We start from the raw sequence: 16306 nt of genomic DNA on the forward strand, positions 1-16306 counted from the left end.
CTACACCCTGCAGGAACTGCTGACCATCAAGTCCGACGACGTGGTCGGTCGCGTGAAGGTCTACGAAGCGATCGTCAAGGGCGAGAACATCCCGGAGCCGGGCATTCCGGAATCGTTCAAGGTCCTGCTCAAGGAACTCCAGTCGCTGTGCCTCAACGTCGAAGTGCTGTCGTCCGACGGCGCCGCGATCGAGCTGCGCGAAGGCGAGGACGAGGACTTGGAGCGCGCCGCGGCGAACCTCGGCATCAACCTGTCGAGGAACGAAGCCGCCACCGTCGACGATCTGGCGAACTAGGCGGTCGGCCGGATGCCGTCATCGCACGGCATCCGGCCTCCGCAACGGATTACCCAACTAGTGAACTTTTGCTCGAATTCGACCCGCACAGGGGAAAGGAAGTTACGTGCTAGACGTCAACTTCTTCGATGAACTCCGGATCGGCCTCGCCACCGCCGACGACATCCGTCAGTGGTCCTACGGCGAGGTGAAGAAGCCGGAGACCATCAACTACCGCACGCTCAAGCCGGAGAAGGACGGCCTGTTCTGCGAGAAGATCTTCGGTCCCACCCGGGACTGGGAGTGCTACTGCGGCAAGTACAAGCGCGTCCGCTTCAAGGGCATCATCTGTGAGCGCTGTGGCGTCGAGGTGACTCGCGCCAAGGTGCGCCGCGAGCGCATGGGCCACATCGAGCTGGCCGCTCCGGTCACCCACATCTGGTACTTCAAGGGCGTGCCGTCGCGCCTCGGCTACCTGCTCGACCTGGCGCCGAAGGATCTGGAGAAGATCATCTACTTCGCCGCCTACGTCATCGTGGCGGTCGACGATGAGCTGCGGCACAACGAGCTGTCCACGCTCGAGGCCGAGATGGAGGTCGAGAAGAAGGCGGTCGCCGACCAGCGCGACGCCGACCTCGAGGCCCGCGCCCAGAAGCTGGAGGCCGACCTGGCCGAGCTGGAGGCCGAGGGCGCCAAGTCCGACGTCCGCCGCAAGGTCAAGGACGGCGGCGAGCGCGAGATGCGCCAGATCCGCGACCGGGCCCAGCGCGAGCTGGACCGGCTGGAGGAGATCTGGAACACCTTCACCAAGCTGGCGCCCAAGCAGCTCATCGTCGACGAGGTGCTCTACCGCGAGCTGGTCGACCGCTACGGCGAGTACTTCACCGGCGCGATGGGCGCGGAGTCCATCCAGAAGCTGATGGAGAGCTTCGACATCGAGGCCGAGGCCGAGTCGCTGCGCGAGACCATCCGCACCGGCAAGGGCCAGAAGAAGCTGCGCGCGCTCAAGCGGCTGAAGGTCGTCGCGGCGTTCCAGGCCAACGGCAACTCGCCGATGGGCATGGTGCTCGACGCCGTTCCGGTGATCCCGCCGGAGCTGCGCCCGATGGTTCAGCTCGACGGTGGCCGCTTCGCCACCTCCGACCTGAACGACCTCTACCGTCGCGTGATCAACCGCAACAACCGCCTCAAGCGACTGATCGACCTCGGCGCGCCCGAGATCATCGTCAACAACGAGAAGCGGATGCTGCAGGAGTCGGTCGACGCCCTGTTCGACAACGGCCGCCGCGGCCGTCCGGTCACCGGACCGGGCAACCGTCCGCTCAAGTCGCTGTCCGACCTGCTCAAGGGCAAGCAGGGCCGCTTCCGTCAGAACCTGCTCGGTAAGCGCGTCGACTACTCGGGCCGTTCGGTCATCGTCGTCGGTCCGCAGCTGAAGCTGCACCAGTGCGGTCTGCCCAAGCTGATGGCGCTGGAGCTGTTCAAGCCGTTCGTGATGAAGCGCCTGGTCGACCTGAACCACGCGCAGAACATCAAGTCCGCCAAACGGATGGTGGAGCGGCAGCGGCCGCAGGTGTGGGACGTCCTCGAAGAGGTCATCGCCGAACACCCGGTGCTGCTCAACCGCGCGCCCACCCTGCACCGCCTCGGTATCCAGGCCTTCGAGCCGCAGCTGGTGGAAGGCAAGGCCATCCAGCTGCACCCGCTGGTCTGTGAGGCGTTCAACGCCGACTTCGACGGTGACCAGATGGCCGTGCACCTGCCGCTGTCGGCGGAGGCGCAGGCCGAGGCGCGCGTGCTGATGCTGTCGTCGAACAACATCCTCTCGCCCGCGTCGGGCCGGCCGCTGGCCATGCCGCGTCTGGACATGGTGACCGGCCTGTACTACCTGACCCGTCTGGAAGAGGGCGCGAAGGGCTCCTACCAGCCGGCTACCGCCGATGGTCCGGAGCGGGGCGTGTACTCCTCGCCCGCCGAGGCGCAGATGGCGGTTGACCGCGGTGAGCTCACCGTGCGTTCGCTGATCAAGGTCCGGCTGACCGACCAGCGTCCGCCGAAGGAGATCGAGGCGCAGCTGTTCCCGGAGGGCTGGCGTCGCGGCGACGCCTGGACCATCGAGACCACGCTGGGCCGGGTGCTGTTCAACGAGCTGCTGCCCGTGGACTACGCGTTCATCAACGAGCAGATGCCCAAGAAGCGCCAAGCGACGATCATCAACGATCTCGCCGAGCGTTACCCGATGATCGTGGTCGCGCAGACCGTCGACAAGCTCAAGGACGCCGGCTTCTACTGGGCCACGCGTTCCGGCGTGACGGTCTCGATGTCCGACGTGCTCGTGCCGCCGGAGAAGGCCGAGATCATGGAGCGCTACGAGGCGCAGTCGGATCAGATCGAGAAGAAGTACCAGCGTGGTGCGCTCGATCACCAGGAGCGCAACAACGCCCTGGTCAAGATCTGGCAGGAGGCCACCGAGGAGGTCGGTAAGGCGCTGCGCGCGCACTACCCGGCCGACAACCCGATCATCACGATCGTCGACTCGGGCGCCACGGGTAACTTCACCCAGACCCGTACCCTCGCCGGTATGAAGGGCCTGGTGACGAACCCGAAGGGTGAGTTCATCCCGCGGCCGATCAAGTCCTCCTTCCGTGAGGGCCTGACGGTTCTGGAGTACTTCATCAACACCCACGGCGCTCGTAAGGGTCTGGCCGACACCGCGCTGCGCACCGCCGACTCGGGTTACCTGACCCGTCGTCTGGTGGACGTCTCGCAGGACGTCATCGTGCGCGAGCACGACTGCGGCACCGAGCGCGGCATCGTGGTGCCGATCGCGGAGAAGCAGCTCGACGGCTCGATCATCCGCGACGCGCATGTGGAGACCTCCACCTACGCGCGCACGCTCGCGGCCGACGCGGTCGACGCGCAGGGCAACGTCATCGTGGCGAAGGGCGCCGACCTCGGCGATCCCGCGCTGGAGGCGCTGCTGGAGGCAGGCATCACCGAGGTGAAGGTCCGCTCCGTGCTGACCTGCACCACCGGCACCGGCGTGTGCGCGACCTGCTACGGCCGCTCGATGGCGACCGGCAAGCTGGTCGACATCGGTGAGGCCGTCGGTATCGTCGCCGCGCAGTCCATCGGTGAGCCCGGTACCCAGCTGACCATGCGCACCTTCCACCAGGGTGGTGTCGCTGGTGACGACATCACCGGCGGTCTGCCCCGGGTGCAGGAGCTGTTCGAGGCGCGCGTGCCGAAGGGCAAGGCGCCCATCGCCGAGGTCTCCGGTCGCGTGCGGCTGGAGGACGACGACCGCTTCTACAAGATCACCATCATCCCGGATGACGGTGGCGAAGAGGTTGTCTACGACAAGCTCTCGAAGCGGCAGCGTCTGCGTGTGTTCAAGCACGACGACGGCACCGAGCGCCTGCTCTCCGACGGTGACCACGTCGAGGTCGGCCAGCAGCTGCTGGAAGGCGCGGCGGATCCGCACGAGGTGCTGCGCATCATGGGCCCGCGTCAGGTTCAGGTCCACCTGGTCCACGAGGTCCAGGAGGTCTACCGGTCGCAGGGTGTGTCGATCCACGACAAGCACATCGAGGTCATCGTGCGCCAGATGCTGCGTCGCGTGACGATCATCGACTCGGGCGCCACGGAGTTCCTGCCCGGCTCGCTCACCGAGCGGGCCGAGTTCGAGGCCGCCAACCGTCGCGTCGTCGCCGAGGGCAACGAGCCCGCGGCGGGTCGCCCGGTGCTGATGGGTATCACCAAGGCGTCGCTGGCCACCGACTCGTGGCTGTCGGCGGCGTCCTTCCAGGAGACCACCAGGGTTCTGACGGACGCGGCGATCAACTGCCGCTCCGACAAGCTCATCGGCCTCAAGGAGAACGTGATCATCGGCAAGCTGATCCCGGCCGGTACCGGTATCAACCGCTACCGCAACATCCAGGTGCAGCCGACCGAGGAAGCTCGTGCCGCCGCGTACGCGGTGCCGTCCTACGACGACACCTACTACAGCCCGGACAGCTTCGGTCAGACCACCGGCGCCGCGGTTCCGCTGGACGACTACGGCTTCAGCGACTACCGCTGATCCGTCAGCCGTAAGGCATCCGGCCCCCGCTCCGTTCTGGAGCGGGGGCCGGATTCGTTTCCGCGTGGTGGACAACCGGCGTGCGAGCCAGTAAAAGTGGAACAGGTTTCAGTTCTGGTCCTGGAGGTGGCGGTGGACGGCGTGGCGTTGGCGGACCTGGTGGTGGCCGGGTTCCGGAAGCTGGGGTTCATCCAGTACGCGGGAGTGGAATGGGAGGAGTTCGCGGCCGGGCGCAACGTGGTGTCGATCGTGCCGCGCGCCGAACACCTGAATCACAACGGGGATCTGCACGCCGCGGTGCTGTTCGGGATGGCGGAGACCGCGGCGATGGGCGCGTCGGTGTCCGGAATCGTAGACCTGATGGGGGATACATTCATCGTCGCGAAGGACGGGCGTATCGAGTACAAGGCCCGTGCCAAAGGAGAGGCGGGGCCGTTTCGCGCGACTTCCGCGTTCTCCGGCGAGACCTTGGCCAAGATGCGTGCGGATATCGAGGCGAAGGTGCCGCTCGAACTGGAAGTTCCGGTGGACATCGCCGACAACACCGGAAGGACTGTCGCCGCAGCGGCATTCACAGCCGTGCTCCGTCCGCGCCGGTCCTGATCACGCCGTAGGTGTGCTCGGCTCGGGGATGATCGGCGGTGTGCCACCGCAGGCGGCCGATACGACGGGCTGAGGGCCTGGAGGGGATGATCGGTTGTGCTCCACGGGGAGTGGCCGGTACGGCGGCCGAACATCTGGCGCCGCGCACGCCGGTGCGGTGCGAATCGCGGAAGCGAGTGTCGTCACCGCCCCGTTGCCACGGCGAGAATGTTCATGTGCCGCACCGCTGCCGCCCATTCCGGCGGGTGACCAGCGCGGCGGTCGAAGCATTCGGGGCGCGGCGATCAGCCGCCACGCGCTCAACAAGTTGATGCCCACGGCCACACCGTGGTCCGTGGCCCTTGCGATACGAGGGCCACGGACCCGCGGTGCGATACGCCGCGCTGTGGGTGGTCCGAAGCGCGGCCAGGCGGCCACGCTCCGGACGCTATCTCACCGCTCGCTGTCGAGCATCGCCATCTGCGCCGTGGCGTATCGTTCACCCGCCACCCGGTCGGCTGGCGCGGCCGACTCGATACTGGTCAACTCGTCTTCGGTAAGCGGAAGGTCGAGCGCGCGAACGGCTTCCGCCCAGCGTTCGCGTCGGCGGGTGCCGATGAGCGGAACGATGTCCTCGCCGCGGGTCAGTGCCCAGGCGATGGCCAGTTGCGCCACCGAGGCGTCCTTGCGCGCCGCGATCTCGGTCAGCGCGCGGACCAGCTCCAGATTCCGGTCGAGGTTCTCGCCCTGGAAACGCGGGCTGTGCGCGCGGAAATCGTTGGGGGCGAAGGTGGCGCCGGGCTGGATCGCGTCGCTGAGCAGGCCGCGCGAGAGCACGCCGTAGGCCGTGACGCTGATGCCGAGTTCACGGCAGACGGGCAGGATGCGCTCCTCGATCCCCCGCGAGATCAGCGAGTACTCGATCTGCAGGTCAGCGATGGGATATACGGCCGCGGCGCGCCGGATGGTCTCCGGGCCGACCTCGGACAGGCCGACGTGCCGCACATATCCGGCTTCGATCAGCTCGCCGATGGCGCCGACGGTGTCCTCGATCGGCACGTTCGGGTCCAGCCGGGCGGGGCGGTAGATGTCGATGTAGTCGACGCCGAGCCGCCGCAGGCTGTAGCTCAGGAAATTGCGCAGCGCGGCGGGGCGGTTGTCTATGCCGACGAAAGCGCCGTCGGGCCCGCGCAGCGCGCCGAATTTAACGCTCAGCACCACGTCCTCGCGGGGGCGTTCGGCGATGGCCTTGCCGATCAGCATCTCGTTGTGGCCCGCGCCGTAGAAATCACCGGTGTCGATGAGGTTGACGCCGGAGTCGATCGCCGCGTGGATGGTCGCGGTCGATTCGGCGTCGTCGGTCGCGCCGTACGCGCCGGACATACTCATCGCGCCGAGCCCGATGCGGCTCACGGTCGGTCCGGTGGCTCCGAGCCGCACTTCGTCGATCTTCGTTGTCGTCATGGGACCAGCCTGCGCCGGTGGGGCGCGAGCCGGGAGAGATCGTTTGTCGTAGGAGCGGCGATCCCTGGCTGAGCGCGCCGTGTCGGGGGACAGTAGTGGCATGGACCGCCCCGAACTCGCCGATTTCCTACGCCGTCGCCGGGAGCAGTTGACGCCCGCCGACGTGGGAGTTCCGCCCGGCACCCGGCGCCGCACGCCGGGGCTGCGCCGCGACGAGGTCGCCCTGCTCGCCGGCATCTCGACCGACTACTACACCCGGCTGGAGCAGTCGCGCGGCCCGCGTCCGTCCACCCAGGTGCTCGCCTCGCTCGCGCGCGCCCTGCGTTTGGGCAACGACGAACGCGACCACCTCTACCACCTGTGCGACCACGCCCCGCCGGGACGCGAGACGACCGACAAGCACGTGGGCCCCGGCCTCATGCACCTGCTCGCCAAGCTGGACGACACCGCGGCCACGGTCGTCACCGATCTCGGCGAGGTGCTCGTGCAGAACCGGATGCACACCTTGCTGGTCGGCGATCACGCCGAACGGCGCGGCTGGGATCGGTACTACGCCTACCGCTGGTTCACCGATCCGTCCGCGCGCACGTACTTCCCGGAGGAGGACTGGGACCGGCTCAGCCGCAGGCACGTCGCGGATCTGCGCGCCACGGCCGCGCGAAGGGCGGCCGATGCGGACGTGGTCGAGTTCGTCGCGCAACTGCGCTCCGCGAGCGCGGAATTCGACCGGCTGTGGAACGAACACGAGGTGTCCGTGCGCCTGTCGGACATCAAGCGCATTCTGCATCCACAGGTCGGGCTGATCGACATCGTCTGCGAAACGCTGCTCACGCCCAACGCCGCCCAGCGCCTGCTCGTCTACCTACCGCGCCCGGGCACGGACGCGGCCGAGAAGCTGGACCTGCTGCGGGTGATCGGCACGCAGCGGCTGACGCCAGCCGACCGGCTCGACTAGGGCGCGGTGACGTACTCCAGCGCCGCGTCGACGGCGGGCTGTCCGCCGCCGATGACGTACCCGGCCATCGCGCCGATCGCGGCGCCGGCGACCGCGGCGACGGGGACGGTGATGAAGTCGATCACGAACAGGCCGAGGGGGAATCCGACGATGAAGCCGATGGCGGCGCCGATGCCCGCGCCCGCCAGGATGGTCGGCATGACCTTCTCCGCCTCGGCGTAGAACCGCTCCTGGGCGCCGATGTCGCGCACCGGCGCGTCGGTCATCGCGACCGGCGCGACGGTGAGGCGGTGGCCCGCGTCCTCGAGCACGGGCCGCAGCGCCACTCGCTGGTCACCGATGCGCAGCGTCATCGGCAGCGCGGCGACGATCTGGCCTTCGCGATCGGCCACCGTCACCACCCGGTCGTCGTGGGTCAGCTCGAATGTGCCGTCCTGGAGGGTGGCCACCGCGGCACGGCGATCCTCGCTGGCGGCGACTTCGTAGGCGACCTGATGGAACGTGCCGTGCAGGTCCAGCGGCGCGTCGGCGGGCGCGGGCTGCGCGTGCGCGGCGCTCGTGGTGAGTGCGGTGGCCGCCAACGCCACCAGAGTCGTCGCGGTGAATTGGGAGATCCTCATCGTGCTCTTTCCGTGTCCCGCCCCGTGTCCGGTTCGTCCGGACAAGATACCGCCCGGCGGGCTCGATCAGAAGGGCTGAGCGACAGTTCATCACCGCTTGCGGCTTGGAAAGTCCCTGTCGCACCGCACCGCTGGGTAGGCCGCGGCCCTGGTCTCGTCGGTGCGCCATGTCTTGAGTTCTCGGTCGCCCATCGTTCGAGGCGCTGGACATGCCGGCGTGCGATTCCCTCTTGACGCGCGTCCGTTTCTGCGTAACACTGAACTAGATGGTTCAGTATGACTTCTTGGACGCCTCCTTCGGAGCGCTCGCGGATCCCACCCGGCGTGGCATCCTCGAACGCCTCGGCAGTGGGCCCGCGACCGTCAGCGAACTGGCGGAGCGCTTCGAGATGACGCTCACCGGCGTCAAGAAGCACATCCAGTTGCTGGAGGCGGCGGGCATGGTGGTCACGGAGAAACGCGGGCGGGTGCGGTACTGCCGCCTCGGCGAGAACGTCTTCGACCGCGAAGTGGCCTGGATGCAGGGCTACCGGCGGATGGTGGAAGGGCGGCTGGACCGTCTGGGCGAATTCCTCGAACGAACGGAGCAGGAGCGATGAGCACAACCACGAACGACGCCGTCATCACGGCCGACACCGACCGCGCGATCCACATCGAGCGGATCTTCGACGCGCCGCGCGAGCGCGTGTGGGCCGCCTACAGCAGGATCGAACAGCTCGCTCAGTGGTGGGGTCGCGGCAATCGGCTCGATATCGAGCGCTGGGAGTTCCGCGCCGGAGGTCACTGGCGTTTCGTCGAGCACGCCGACGGGGAGGCCCACGGATTCGAGGGCCGCTTCCGCGAGATCGCCCCGCAGGAGCGCATCGTGTACTCCTTCGAATGGGACGGCATGCCCGCCCATGTGGCGATCGACAGCGTCAGCTTCGTCGACCTCGGCGACGGTCGCACCAAGGTGGTCACCGACAGCCAGTTCCACACGCCGCAGGAACGGGACGGGATGCTGCAGTCCGGCATGGAGTCGGGGCTCAACGAGAGCTACCGCGCACTCGACGCGCTGCTCGCCCGCGGCTGAGCCCGGGCGCTTCGGCTCCGGTCGCGGTGACGTGAGCGGAGCCGAAGCGAAGGGCCGGCCGGACGAGACGGCGCTCAGTCCCGGGCCGGGCCGATCCGGCGTTTGCGGGGCTTCAGGTGCAGTCCGGGCAGGGGCGGGGCGGGTATGCGCTGCTGCGGGGTGTGGCCCGCGATGTCGGCGAAGCGGGTGACGTCGTGGTTCTCCCAATCGGCGCGGGCGGCGACGATGTCCTCGTGGTCGCGGCCGACGAAGTTCCACCACATCACCAGTTCCTCGCCGAACGGCTCGCCGCCGATCAGCGCGAAGTGCGCGCCGCCCGCGCTGGTGAGCTGGAGTTCATCGCGGTCGGTGCCCAGATACAGCAGCGGTCCGGGGGCGAGTTCGTCGCCCGCGACGCTCACCTCGCCCTCGATCACGAGAACCGCGTGCTCGAACCGAGGGTTCAGCGGGAGGGTGACGTCGGCTCCCGCCTCGAGCCGCACATCGGCGCCGACGATGGGCGTGTAGGCGATGGCGGGCGAGGTCTTGCCGGCCAGTGATCCGATCAGCACGATCGCGCGCAGACCGGGCGCCTCGACGACCGGCAGTTCGCGGTGCTGCTCGAAATGCGGGGCGATGCCGGTGCGGTCGCCCGGCAGCGCGATCCACAGCTGCAATCCGTGCCCGGCCGGAGCGCCGGGCACCGCGTACTCGGAGTGGGCGATGCCGCGTCCGGAAGTCATCAGATTCAGCTGGCCGGGCTCGATCTCCACGTCCGACCCGACCGAGTCGCGATGCCGGATGCGGCCTTCGAACGGCCAGGTCACCGTCTGCAGGCCGATGTGCGGATGCGGATCGATGTCCGGCGGCGCACCGGTCTTGGTCACCGTCGGGGAGCCGAAGTGATCGAGGAAGCACCACGCGCCGACAGTGGGCAGATCGCGTTGCGGCAGCACCCTTTCGACGTACACGCCGCGCACCCCGCCCAGCGGCACCTCGCGTGCCGGATACCGCTCCGCGACCGGGCCGGGGCCGGGCGCGGGTTCACACAGCGTCTCGGCCGGGCGCGGATCCAGATCACTCACCGATCGACGCCCTTGCCGATCACGTGTTCGTCGTAGTCCGGGTGCTTGTCCAGGTACGCCTTGATGAACGGGCACACCGGGCGGATCACGCGCCCGCGCTCGACGGCGTCCTCGATCGCGCTCTTGGCCAGGACCGAGCCGAGGCCCTTCCCGGAGAACGCGCCGTCGACCTCGGTGTGCGTGAACACCGTCTCGTCGTCGCGTTCCTCGTAGTCGGCGAAGCCGGCCAGTTCCCCGCCGTAGAACACCTCGTAGCGATGCCGCTCGTCGTTGCGGACGACCTTGGACTCCGAAGCCGATTCGGTCATGGTTCCGTTCTCCTTCCGTGCGCGGACCGGGTGCCTGCTGAGAATCGACACCCGGTTGAACGCGCCGATCGTGGTGGCCACCCAGATGACGATCGACAGCTGATCGTCCGTCAGATACCGGCGAGCCGAAGCGTACTCGCGCTCGATGACGTGCTCGTCGGGAAGCGTCGCCGTCACCTCGGCGATCGCGAGCACGGCCTGCTCGAACGGGGTGTACGTGCCGCCGCGGCGCCATCCGGGCAGCACGGCGATCTCCTGCTCGGTGGCCCCGGCCGCCAGGGCGGCCCGGTAGTGCACGTCGAGGCAGTACGCGCAGCCGTTGATCTGGGAAACGCGCAGATTGATCAGCTCGACGATCCGGCGATCCAGTCCCGCCGCCGCCGCGGCGGACCTGACCTCGCTGGCGACGCTGTTCAGCGCGCGGAACGCGGTCGGCGTCCGTTTGTCGATCCAGACGCGGTCTCGCGGCGCTTCGGGGCTCATATTCGTGGGATGTTAGTCCCGCCGGTGAACGGCGCCGATCGCGCAGTCGAAGAAGCGGACTTCGGTCCGGGGCGCGATCCGGTCGGGAAACTGCTCGGCCACGCGAGTTCGCGGTGGTCCGGGGCCGGAGCGCGGCCCAGGACCACCGCCGCGCTCACCCGATCTCGGTGAACCGCCGCAGCTGGAACGGTTCGACCAGAACGTCCTGCAGCGCCGTGGCCAACGCCTTCAGGTGCGGCGTCCGGAAGTGCGCCGCGAGGGCATCCTCGTCGGCCCACTCCTCCAGCAACACCATCCGGCTCTCGTCGGTGGGATGCAGGTAGAGCTCGTAGCGGATGCAGCCCTCCTCCGCGAGCGTGGGTTGGATCATGCCTTGCAGCAGATCCTTCAGTTCCGACTCGCGCCCCGGCTTCGCCGTGAAGCGGACATTGAGCGTCAACGTCGACATGGGCCTCTCCTGATCTGGTGAATGGGTCACTCCCGGCCCGCCGAGGTGAACGACATGTCCGCGTACCGGGTTCCGGCCACCCGGCCGGCGATCGGCTCCAACGCGGCCAGTTCGTCGGCGGTGAGCGCAATGGTCGCGGCGGCAACGTTGTCGGCGAGCCGGGTACGGCTGCGCGTGCCGGGGATCGGCACCACGGCGAGGTCGTGCACACCGGCCTGTGCGTGCACCCAGGCCAGCGCCACCTGTGCCAGGGTGATGCCGCGCGCATCGGCGATGGCGCGCAGCGGCTCGAGCAGCTCCGCGTTGCGCACCGCGTTCTCGCCGGTGAAGCGCGGCATCGAGGAACGGAAATCGCTCGTGTCCGCGGTGCCGGTGAACGCTCCGGTCAGGAAGCCGCGACCAAGCGGCGAGTACGGCACGAAGGTCACGCCGAGTTCCGCCGCCGCGGGCACCACGGTGCGTTCGACGTCCCGGGAGAACAGCGACCATTCCGACTGCACGGCCGCGATCGGATGCACCGCGTGCGCGGCGCGCAGTTCGGCGCCCGTCACCTCGGACAGCCCGAGAGCGCGGACCTTGCCCTCCCGCACCAGTTCCGCCATCGCGGCGACCGTGTCCTCGATCGGCACGGCCGGGTCCTTGCGGTGCATGTAGTACAGATCGATGGTGTCGATCCCCAGCCTGCGCAGGCTGCCCTCCACCGCGGCGCGGATGTAGGCGGGAGAGTTGTCGAAGCCACGGTAGGCCGGGTCGTCGGCCTTGCGGACGATGCCGAACTTGGTGGCGATCACCAGCCGGTCGCGCTCGGCGCGGACGAAGTCGCTGAGGAATTCCTCGTTGTGCCCGGAGCCGTAGATATCGGCGGTGTCGAACAGGGTGACACCCAGTTCCAGCGCTCGATCCAGGGTCGCCCTGGATTCGGTGAGATCGCTGGGCCCATAGAACTCGCTCATGCCCATGCAGCCCAGACCCTGCGTCCCCACCTCGATGCCGCCGGCGCCCAGGGTGGTGGTGGGCAGCGTGTCCGTGCTCGTCATAGCTTGATCCCTTCGCTGTCGTGCGCTATGACCTCGGCCGGCGGGGCTGCCTCGACTTTGTCCTCGTAGAGGGCGATCTTGTAGTCCAGCACGGCCAGGGTCTGCCGAAGTTCATCGATCTTGGCGAGTACCTCGGCGCGAGTGTCCCGGAACATCGTCAGCCGCTGCGGGATCGTGGCGTCTCCCGCCCGCACCAGCTCGGCGTAGCGAACCATGTCCGCCACCGACATGCCGGTCGTGCGCAGCCGGCCGATCAGCGCCAGCCATTCCAGATCCCGGTCGCTGAACCGGCGCTTGCCGGAATGGTCCCGGCCGATGTAGTCCATCAGCCCGATCCGTTCGTACCAGCGCAACGTATCCCGGCTCAGCCCCGATCGCTCGGACACCTCGCCGATCGAATACCGCGGCAGTTCCCGATCCTCGCTCGCGGTCAGCGCGGACGCGGTCTCGCTCATGACCGCGCCTTGCCCGCGCTCGTCCTGTGTCCTCGGTTCACTCGCCGACGCTCGGTCACTGCACTCGCCCTTCTCGTTGAACATTGACGACGCTAATCACCTGGAGTGCACTCCATGCAAGACCAATTCTCCGGGTGTTCTCCCGGTCGACGAAGTCGGTGACCGCAGTGGTGGTCCGAGCCGAGCGCGATCTGTGCCCGCTGCCGCTACGGGCGGTATTGCTTCTGACTCGGACAACCCCCTCCGATCAGCTGCTGTAGTCGGGCAGCTGTTGAACGGCCCATTTGTTGCCGTCCGGATCGGCGAAGAAGGTGAACAGCCCCCAGCCGAGGTCCTCGACCGGCGTGGCCTCCACACCGGCGGCGATCAGCTGACGGTAGGCGTCTTCGGCGCTGGCGACCACCATCTGCATGCCCCGCACGCTGCCCGGCTCGGCGTCGGTGATGCCCTCGCCGAGGCAGATCGAGCAGCCGGAGCCGGGCGGGGTCAGCTGAACGAAGCGCAGGTTCTCGTTCACCCGGTGGTCGTGATCGGCGTTGAAGCCGATCTTGGTGTAGAAGTCCTTGGCGCGGTCGGCGTCGGTCACCGGGATGGCGACGAGCTCGATTTTCCAATCCATCCGGCGAGCATTCCACCGTGCACCGACAAAGTCCCGGATTCCGGCCTACCCTGGGCACATGCCTGGAAAGGACATCGACCGGATCAGGGCTCGTTCGGCCTGGGCGACGGTCAAGGAAAGCCCGGTGATCACCGCGATAGCGGTCGCGCCGTTCGCGCTCGCGCTCGGCGTGGTGTGGTGGTTGTTCGGGGGACTCGCCGCGTTCGCGCTGCTGCTCGTGCTCGGTGGGGTCGTCGTGGTCGGCGGCAGATTACTGCGCTGACCGCGCGTGCGGTCAGCGCGGAATGTGGAACTGCACCAGCTCTCCGGTACCCGGATCGACGTCGGCCCAGTCGCGATCGAAGCGCAGCACCGCGAGCGCTGAGGTCGGGAACTTCCGGCTGAGTTCGACCGCGGGGGCGCTGTCGCGATTGCTCGCCAGTTCCCAAGCCGTCCACGGCATGCCCGGCGCGTGCCCGATCACCAGCAGTGTCGCCACGTCGTCGTCGCTGAGGCGGACCAGCTCGATGAGCGTTTCCGGCGCGGCCTCGTAGATCCCCGCTTCGAAGACCACCGGCGCGGTGATCCCGGTCGAGGACAGCGTCTGCCTGGTGCGGATGGCGGTGGAGCAGCGCACGGCGTCGATCGGAGGCTGGGTCGCGCGCAACCACTCCCCGGCGAGTCCGGCCTCGCGCCTGCCCCGCGGCGCGAGCGGTCGCTCGTGATCGTCGACGCCCTCCGGATAGGCCGACTTGCCGTGCCGCATGAGGATCAGAGTCCGCGCCATGGGGATACGGTAAGCCCTCCGGGGGAGAGGTCCGGACCACACTCGAGGCAAACTGAAAGCGGCATCACATCACGAACTGCCGCGGGCGACCCTCGCGACGGACGTGCGGGACGCCGCTCATCTGTCCACCACAACCCCTGGGTGGCCACAGCCCACGTACTTCTTCGAGGATCAGCACAATATGGCCTACGTAATCACGCAGCGTTGTTGCAACGACGCCAGCTGCGTCTCCGAGTGCCCGGTCGACTGCATCCGTCCCACTCCGGACCAGCCGGAGTTCGCGACGACCGAGATGCTCTACATCGACCCCGACACCTGTATCGACTGCGGCGCCTGTGTCGACGCGTGCCCGGTGGAGGCCATCTTCTCCGAGGACGACCTGACCGCTTCGCTGGCGCGATTCCGCGACATCAATGCCGCCTATTTCCAACGGCATCCGCTGGAGTCGAACTTCGATCCGATCGTCACGCCCTCGCGTCCGCCGAAGGAGCTGGGCACCCTGCGCGTCGCGATCGTCGGCGCAGGGCCCGCGGCCTGCTACGCGGCCGACGAGCTGCTGCGCAGGGCCGACGTGGAAATCGAGATGTTCGACCGGCTGCCGACCCCGTGGGGTCTGGTGCGGGCGGGCGTCGCGCCCGACCATCCCGGCACCAAGACGGTCTCGGGCATGTTCGAGTCCGCGTTCCGCCGCGAGACGCTGCAGTACTACCTCAATGTCGAAGTGGGCACGCACATCTCGCACGAGGAACTGCTGCGCCACCACCACGCCGTGATCTACGCCGTCGGCGCGTCGAGCGACCGCAGGATGGGCGTCCCCGGCGAGGACCTGCCTGGCAGCCACTCCGCCACCGAGTTCGTCGCCTGGTACAACGGCCATCCCGACTACGCCGACCGGAGCTTCGATCTGTCCGGCGAGCGCGCGGTGATCGTCGGCAACGGCAACGTCGCCTTGGACGTGGCGCGGGTGCTGACCGTCGATCCGGACGAACTCGCCAAGACCGACATCGCCGACCACGCGCTGGAGGCCCTGCGGCAGAGCAATATTCGCGAGGTGGTCGTGCTCGGCAGGCGCGGCCCGCTGCAGGCGGCCTACACCTCGCCGGAGTTCCTCGCGCTCGCGCATCTGAAGGGCGTCGACGTCGTCGTGGACGAGAGCGATCTGCGACTCGACCACGCCAGCCAGGCGCTCGTGGACGACCCGCAGGTGGAGCCGTCGCTGGCGCTGAAATACACCTTGGCCAAGGAGTACGCGGGCGGTCGCAGGGCCGAGGGCAACAAGCGGATCGTGTTCCGCTATCTGACCTCGCCCGCCGCGCTCACCGGCACCGATCGGGTGGGGTCCATCGAGATCGTGCACAACGAGCTGTTCGAAGAGGACGGTCAGCTCGTGGCGCGGCCGACCGACCGCACCGAGAGCATCGAGACCTCGCTGGTGCTGCGCTCCATCGGCTACCGCGGCGAGCGGATCGGCGAACTGCCGTTCGACGAGCGGCGCGGCGTCGTGCCGAACGAGCACGGCCGGGTCGTCGGCGCGGACGGGACGCTGTTGAGCGGCGTGTACGTCAGCGGGTGGATCAAGCGGGGACCGCGCGGCGTCATCGGTTCCAACCGCACCGACGCCGAGGAGACGGTGGAGCACCTGCTCGCCGACTTCACCGCGGGCAAACTGGCCGCGCCGCAGGCCGACCGCGCCGCGCTCAAGGCGCTGCTCGCCGAGCGTCAGGCCGACTTGGTGGACCGAGCGGGCTGGCGAGCGATCGACCAGGCGGAAAAGGCCGCGGGCAAGTCCGCGGGCCGACCCCGGGTCAAGTTCACCACCCGCGAAGACCTGCTCAAAGCCGCCCGCGGCTGACGATCCAGGACGCCGGTCGGACCACCCGCGCCCGACCGGCTCCACTCGCAAGACGGTGCCGATGTGGCCCCGAGTATCGGCCGTAGAGAAAAATGAGTACGCGCCGATCGCGCCTCCGCGGACGTGGTCGCGGGCGAGCGGGCTTCGGGCCGTTGCGCACACTCGCCGTGGTCGCCACCAAGGCGAATCATCTCGGCGAGAACCGGTCGACTGATCTCGCAAGGAC

The 16306-nt window shown here is 68.3% G+C and carries 17 protein-coding genes; 8 read left to right on the plus strand and 9 right to left on the minus strand.

Features of this window, described 5'->3' with window-relative positions; all coding sequences use genetic code 11:
• From ACH49X_RS32370 to ACH49X_RS32380, 3 genes are all read left to right on the plus strand, one after another.
• On the plus strand, nucleotides 1–295 hold a 295-nt coding region (locus ACH49X_RS32370), incomplete at its 5' end, for a hypothetical protein (protein WP_397071720.1).
• A gap of 106 nt (nucleotides 296–401) precedes the next feature.
• On the plus strand, nucleotides 402–4355 hold the full coding sequence (locus ACH49X_RS32375; protein WP_195083259.1) for a DNA-directed RNA polymerase subunit beta': 3954 nt from the start codon (nucleotides 402–404) through the stop codon (nucleotides 4353–4355).
• A 96-nt stretch (nucleotides 4356–4451) separates the two neighbouring features.
• Nucleotides 4452–4958 carry a DUF4442 domain-containing protein gene (locus ACH49X_RS32380; RefSeq protein ID WP_323124719.1) on the plus strand — a complete coding sequence of 169 codons (507 nt, stop codon included), beginning with the start codon at nucleotides 4452–4454 and terminating at the stop codon, nucleotides 4956–4958.
• A gap of 432 nt (nucleotides 4959–5390) precedes the next feature.
• Here the strand turns inward: ACH49X_RS32380 and ACH49X_RS32385 are convergent, their stop codons facing one another.
• Nucleotides 5391–6401, minus strand: a complete 1011-nt coding sequence (locus ACH49X_RS32385) for an aldo/keto reductase (RefSeq protein WP_357111590.1) — start codon at nucleotides 6399–6401, stop codon at nucleotides 5391–5393.
• Nucleotides 6402–6501: 100 nt separating this feature from the next.
• Between ACH49X_RS32385 and ACH49X_RS32390 the strand changes: the two genes are divergently transcribed.
• On the plus strand, nucleotides 6502–7356 hold the full coding sequence (locus ACH49X_RS32390) for a helix-turn-helix transcriptional regulator (protein WP_357209077.1): 855 nt from the start codon (nucleotides 6502–6504) through the stop codon (nucleotides 7354–7356).
• Here the strand turns inward: ACH49X_RS32390 and ACH49X_RS32395 are convergent.
• On the minus strand, nucleotides 7353–7976 hold the full coding sequence (locus ACH49X_RS32395) for a hypothetical protein (RefSeq protein ID WP_357111596.1): 624 nt from the start codon (nucleotides 7974–7976) through the stop codon (nucleotides 7353–7355). The two genes, ACH49X_RS32390 and ACH49X_RS32395, sit on opposite strands and share 4 nt — an antisense overlap.
• A 266-nt stretch (nucleotides 7977–8242) precedes the next feature.
• On the opposite strand from ACH49X_RS32395, the gene ACH49X_RS32400 reads away from it, so the two are divergent.
• A complete protein-coding gene (locus ACH49X_RS32400) occupies nucleotides 8243–8575 on the plus strand; it encodes a helix-turn-helix transcriptional regulator (protein WP_195083255.1) in 333 nt (110 codons plus the stop codon).
• The gene (locus tag ACH49X_RS32405; RefSeq protein ID WP_357111599.1) at nucleotides 8572–9048 is read left to right on the plus strand and encodes an SRPBCC family protein; all 477 of its coding nucleotides are present in this window, start codon (nucleotides 8572–8574) and stop codon (nucleotides 9046–9048) included. Before ACH49X_RS32400 ends, ACH49X_RS32405 begins: the two co-directional genes overlap by 4 nt.
• A 74-nt stretch (nucleotides 9049–9122) precedes the next feature.
• Here ACH49X_RS32405 and ACH49X_RS32410 read toward each other — a convergent pair whose 3' ends face one another.
• The 6 genes from ACH49X_RS32410 to ACH49X_RS32435 all read right to left on the minus strand — a co-directional run bounded on the left by ACH49X_RS32410 (nucleotide 9123) and on the right by ACH49X_RS32435 (nucleotide 13462).
• Nucleotides 9123–10112, minus strand: coding sequence for a pirin family protein (locus ACH49X_RS32410; protein WP_195083253.1), 990 nt, complete (start codon nucleotides 10110–10112; stop codon nucleotides 9123–9125).
• Complete coding sequence (locus ACH49X_RS32415) at nucleotides 10109–10903, minus strand: GNAT family N-acetyltransferase (RefSeq protein ID WP_357209078.1); 795 nt, start codon at nucleotides 10901–10903, stop codon at nucleotides 10109–10111. The genes ACH49X_RS32410 and ACH49X_RS32415 overlap by 4 nt, the downstream gene beginning before the upstream one ends.
• A gap of 154 nt (nucleotides 10904–11057) precedes the next feature.
• Nucleotides 11058–11351 (minus strand): putative quinol monooxygenase, encoded by a 294-nt coding sequence (locus ACH49X_RS32420; RefSeq protein WP_195083251.1) that lies wholly within the window; start codon nucleotides 11349–11351, stop codon nucleotides 11058–11060.
• 26 nt (nucleotides 11352–11377) lie between these two features.
• Nucleotides 11378–12388: an aldo/keto reductase gene (locus ACH49X_RS32425; RefSeq protein ID WP_195083250.1), complete on the minus strand. Its 1011-nt coding sequence runs from the start codon at nucleotides 12386–12388 to the stop codon at nucleotides 11378–11380.
• Nucleotides 12385–12843: a MerR family transcriptional regulator gene (locus ACH49X_RS32430; protein WP_195083249.1), complete on the minus strand. Its 459-nt coding sequence runs from the start codon at nucleotides 12841–12843 to the stop codon at nucleotides 12385–12387. The genes ACH49X_RS32425 and ACH49X_RS32430 overlap by 4 nt, the downstream gene beginning before the upstream one ends.
• A 247-nt stretch (nucleotides 12844–13090) precedes the next feature.
• The gene (locus ACH49X_RS32435) at nucleotides 13091–13462 is read right to left on the minus strand and encodes a glyoxalase superfamily protein (protein ID WP_195083248.1); all 372 of its coding nucleotides are present in this window, start codon (nucleotides 13460–13462) and stop codon (nucleotides 13091–13093) included.
• A 58-nt stretch (nucleotides 13463–13520) separates the two neighbouring features.
• Here ACH49X_RS32435 and ACH49X_RS32440 point away from each other — a divergent pair, with 58 nt between their 5' ends.
• Nucleotides 13521–13724 (plus strand): hypothetical protein, encoded by a 204-nt coding sequence (locus ACH49X_RS32440; RefSeq protein WP_195083247.1) that lies wholly within the window; start codon nucleotides 13521–13523, stop codon nucleotides 13722–13724.
• Between the two features lie 12 nt (nucleotides 13725–13736).
• Here the strand turns inward: ACH49X_RS32440 and ACH49X_RS32445 are convergent, their stop codons facing one another.
• Nucleotides 13737–14228 (minus strand): histidine phosphatase family protein, encoded by a 492-nt coding sequence (locus tag ACH49X_RS32445; protein WP_195083246.1) that lies wholly within the window; start codon nucleotides 14226–14228, stop codon nucleotides 13737–13739.
• A gap of 181 nt (nucleotides 14229–14409) precedes the next feature.
• On the opposite strand from ACH49X_RS32445, the gene ACH49X_RS32450 reads away from it, so the two are divergent.
• Nucleotides 14410–16080, plus strand: a complete 1671-nt coding sequence (locus tag ACH49X_RS32450; protein WP_357209080.1) for an FAD-dependent oxidoreductase — start codon at nucleotides 14410–14412, stop codon at nucleotides 16078–16080.
• Nucleotides 16081–16306: the final 226 nt, after the last annotated feature.

It is taken from the genome of Nocardia sp. NPDC019323 (assembly GCF_044389845.1).
Taxonomy (GTDB): domain Bacteria; phylum Actinomycetota; class Actinomycetes; order Mycobacteriales; family Mycobacteriaceae; genus Nocardia; species Nocardia implantans.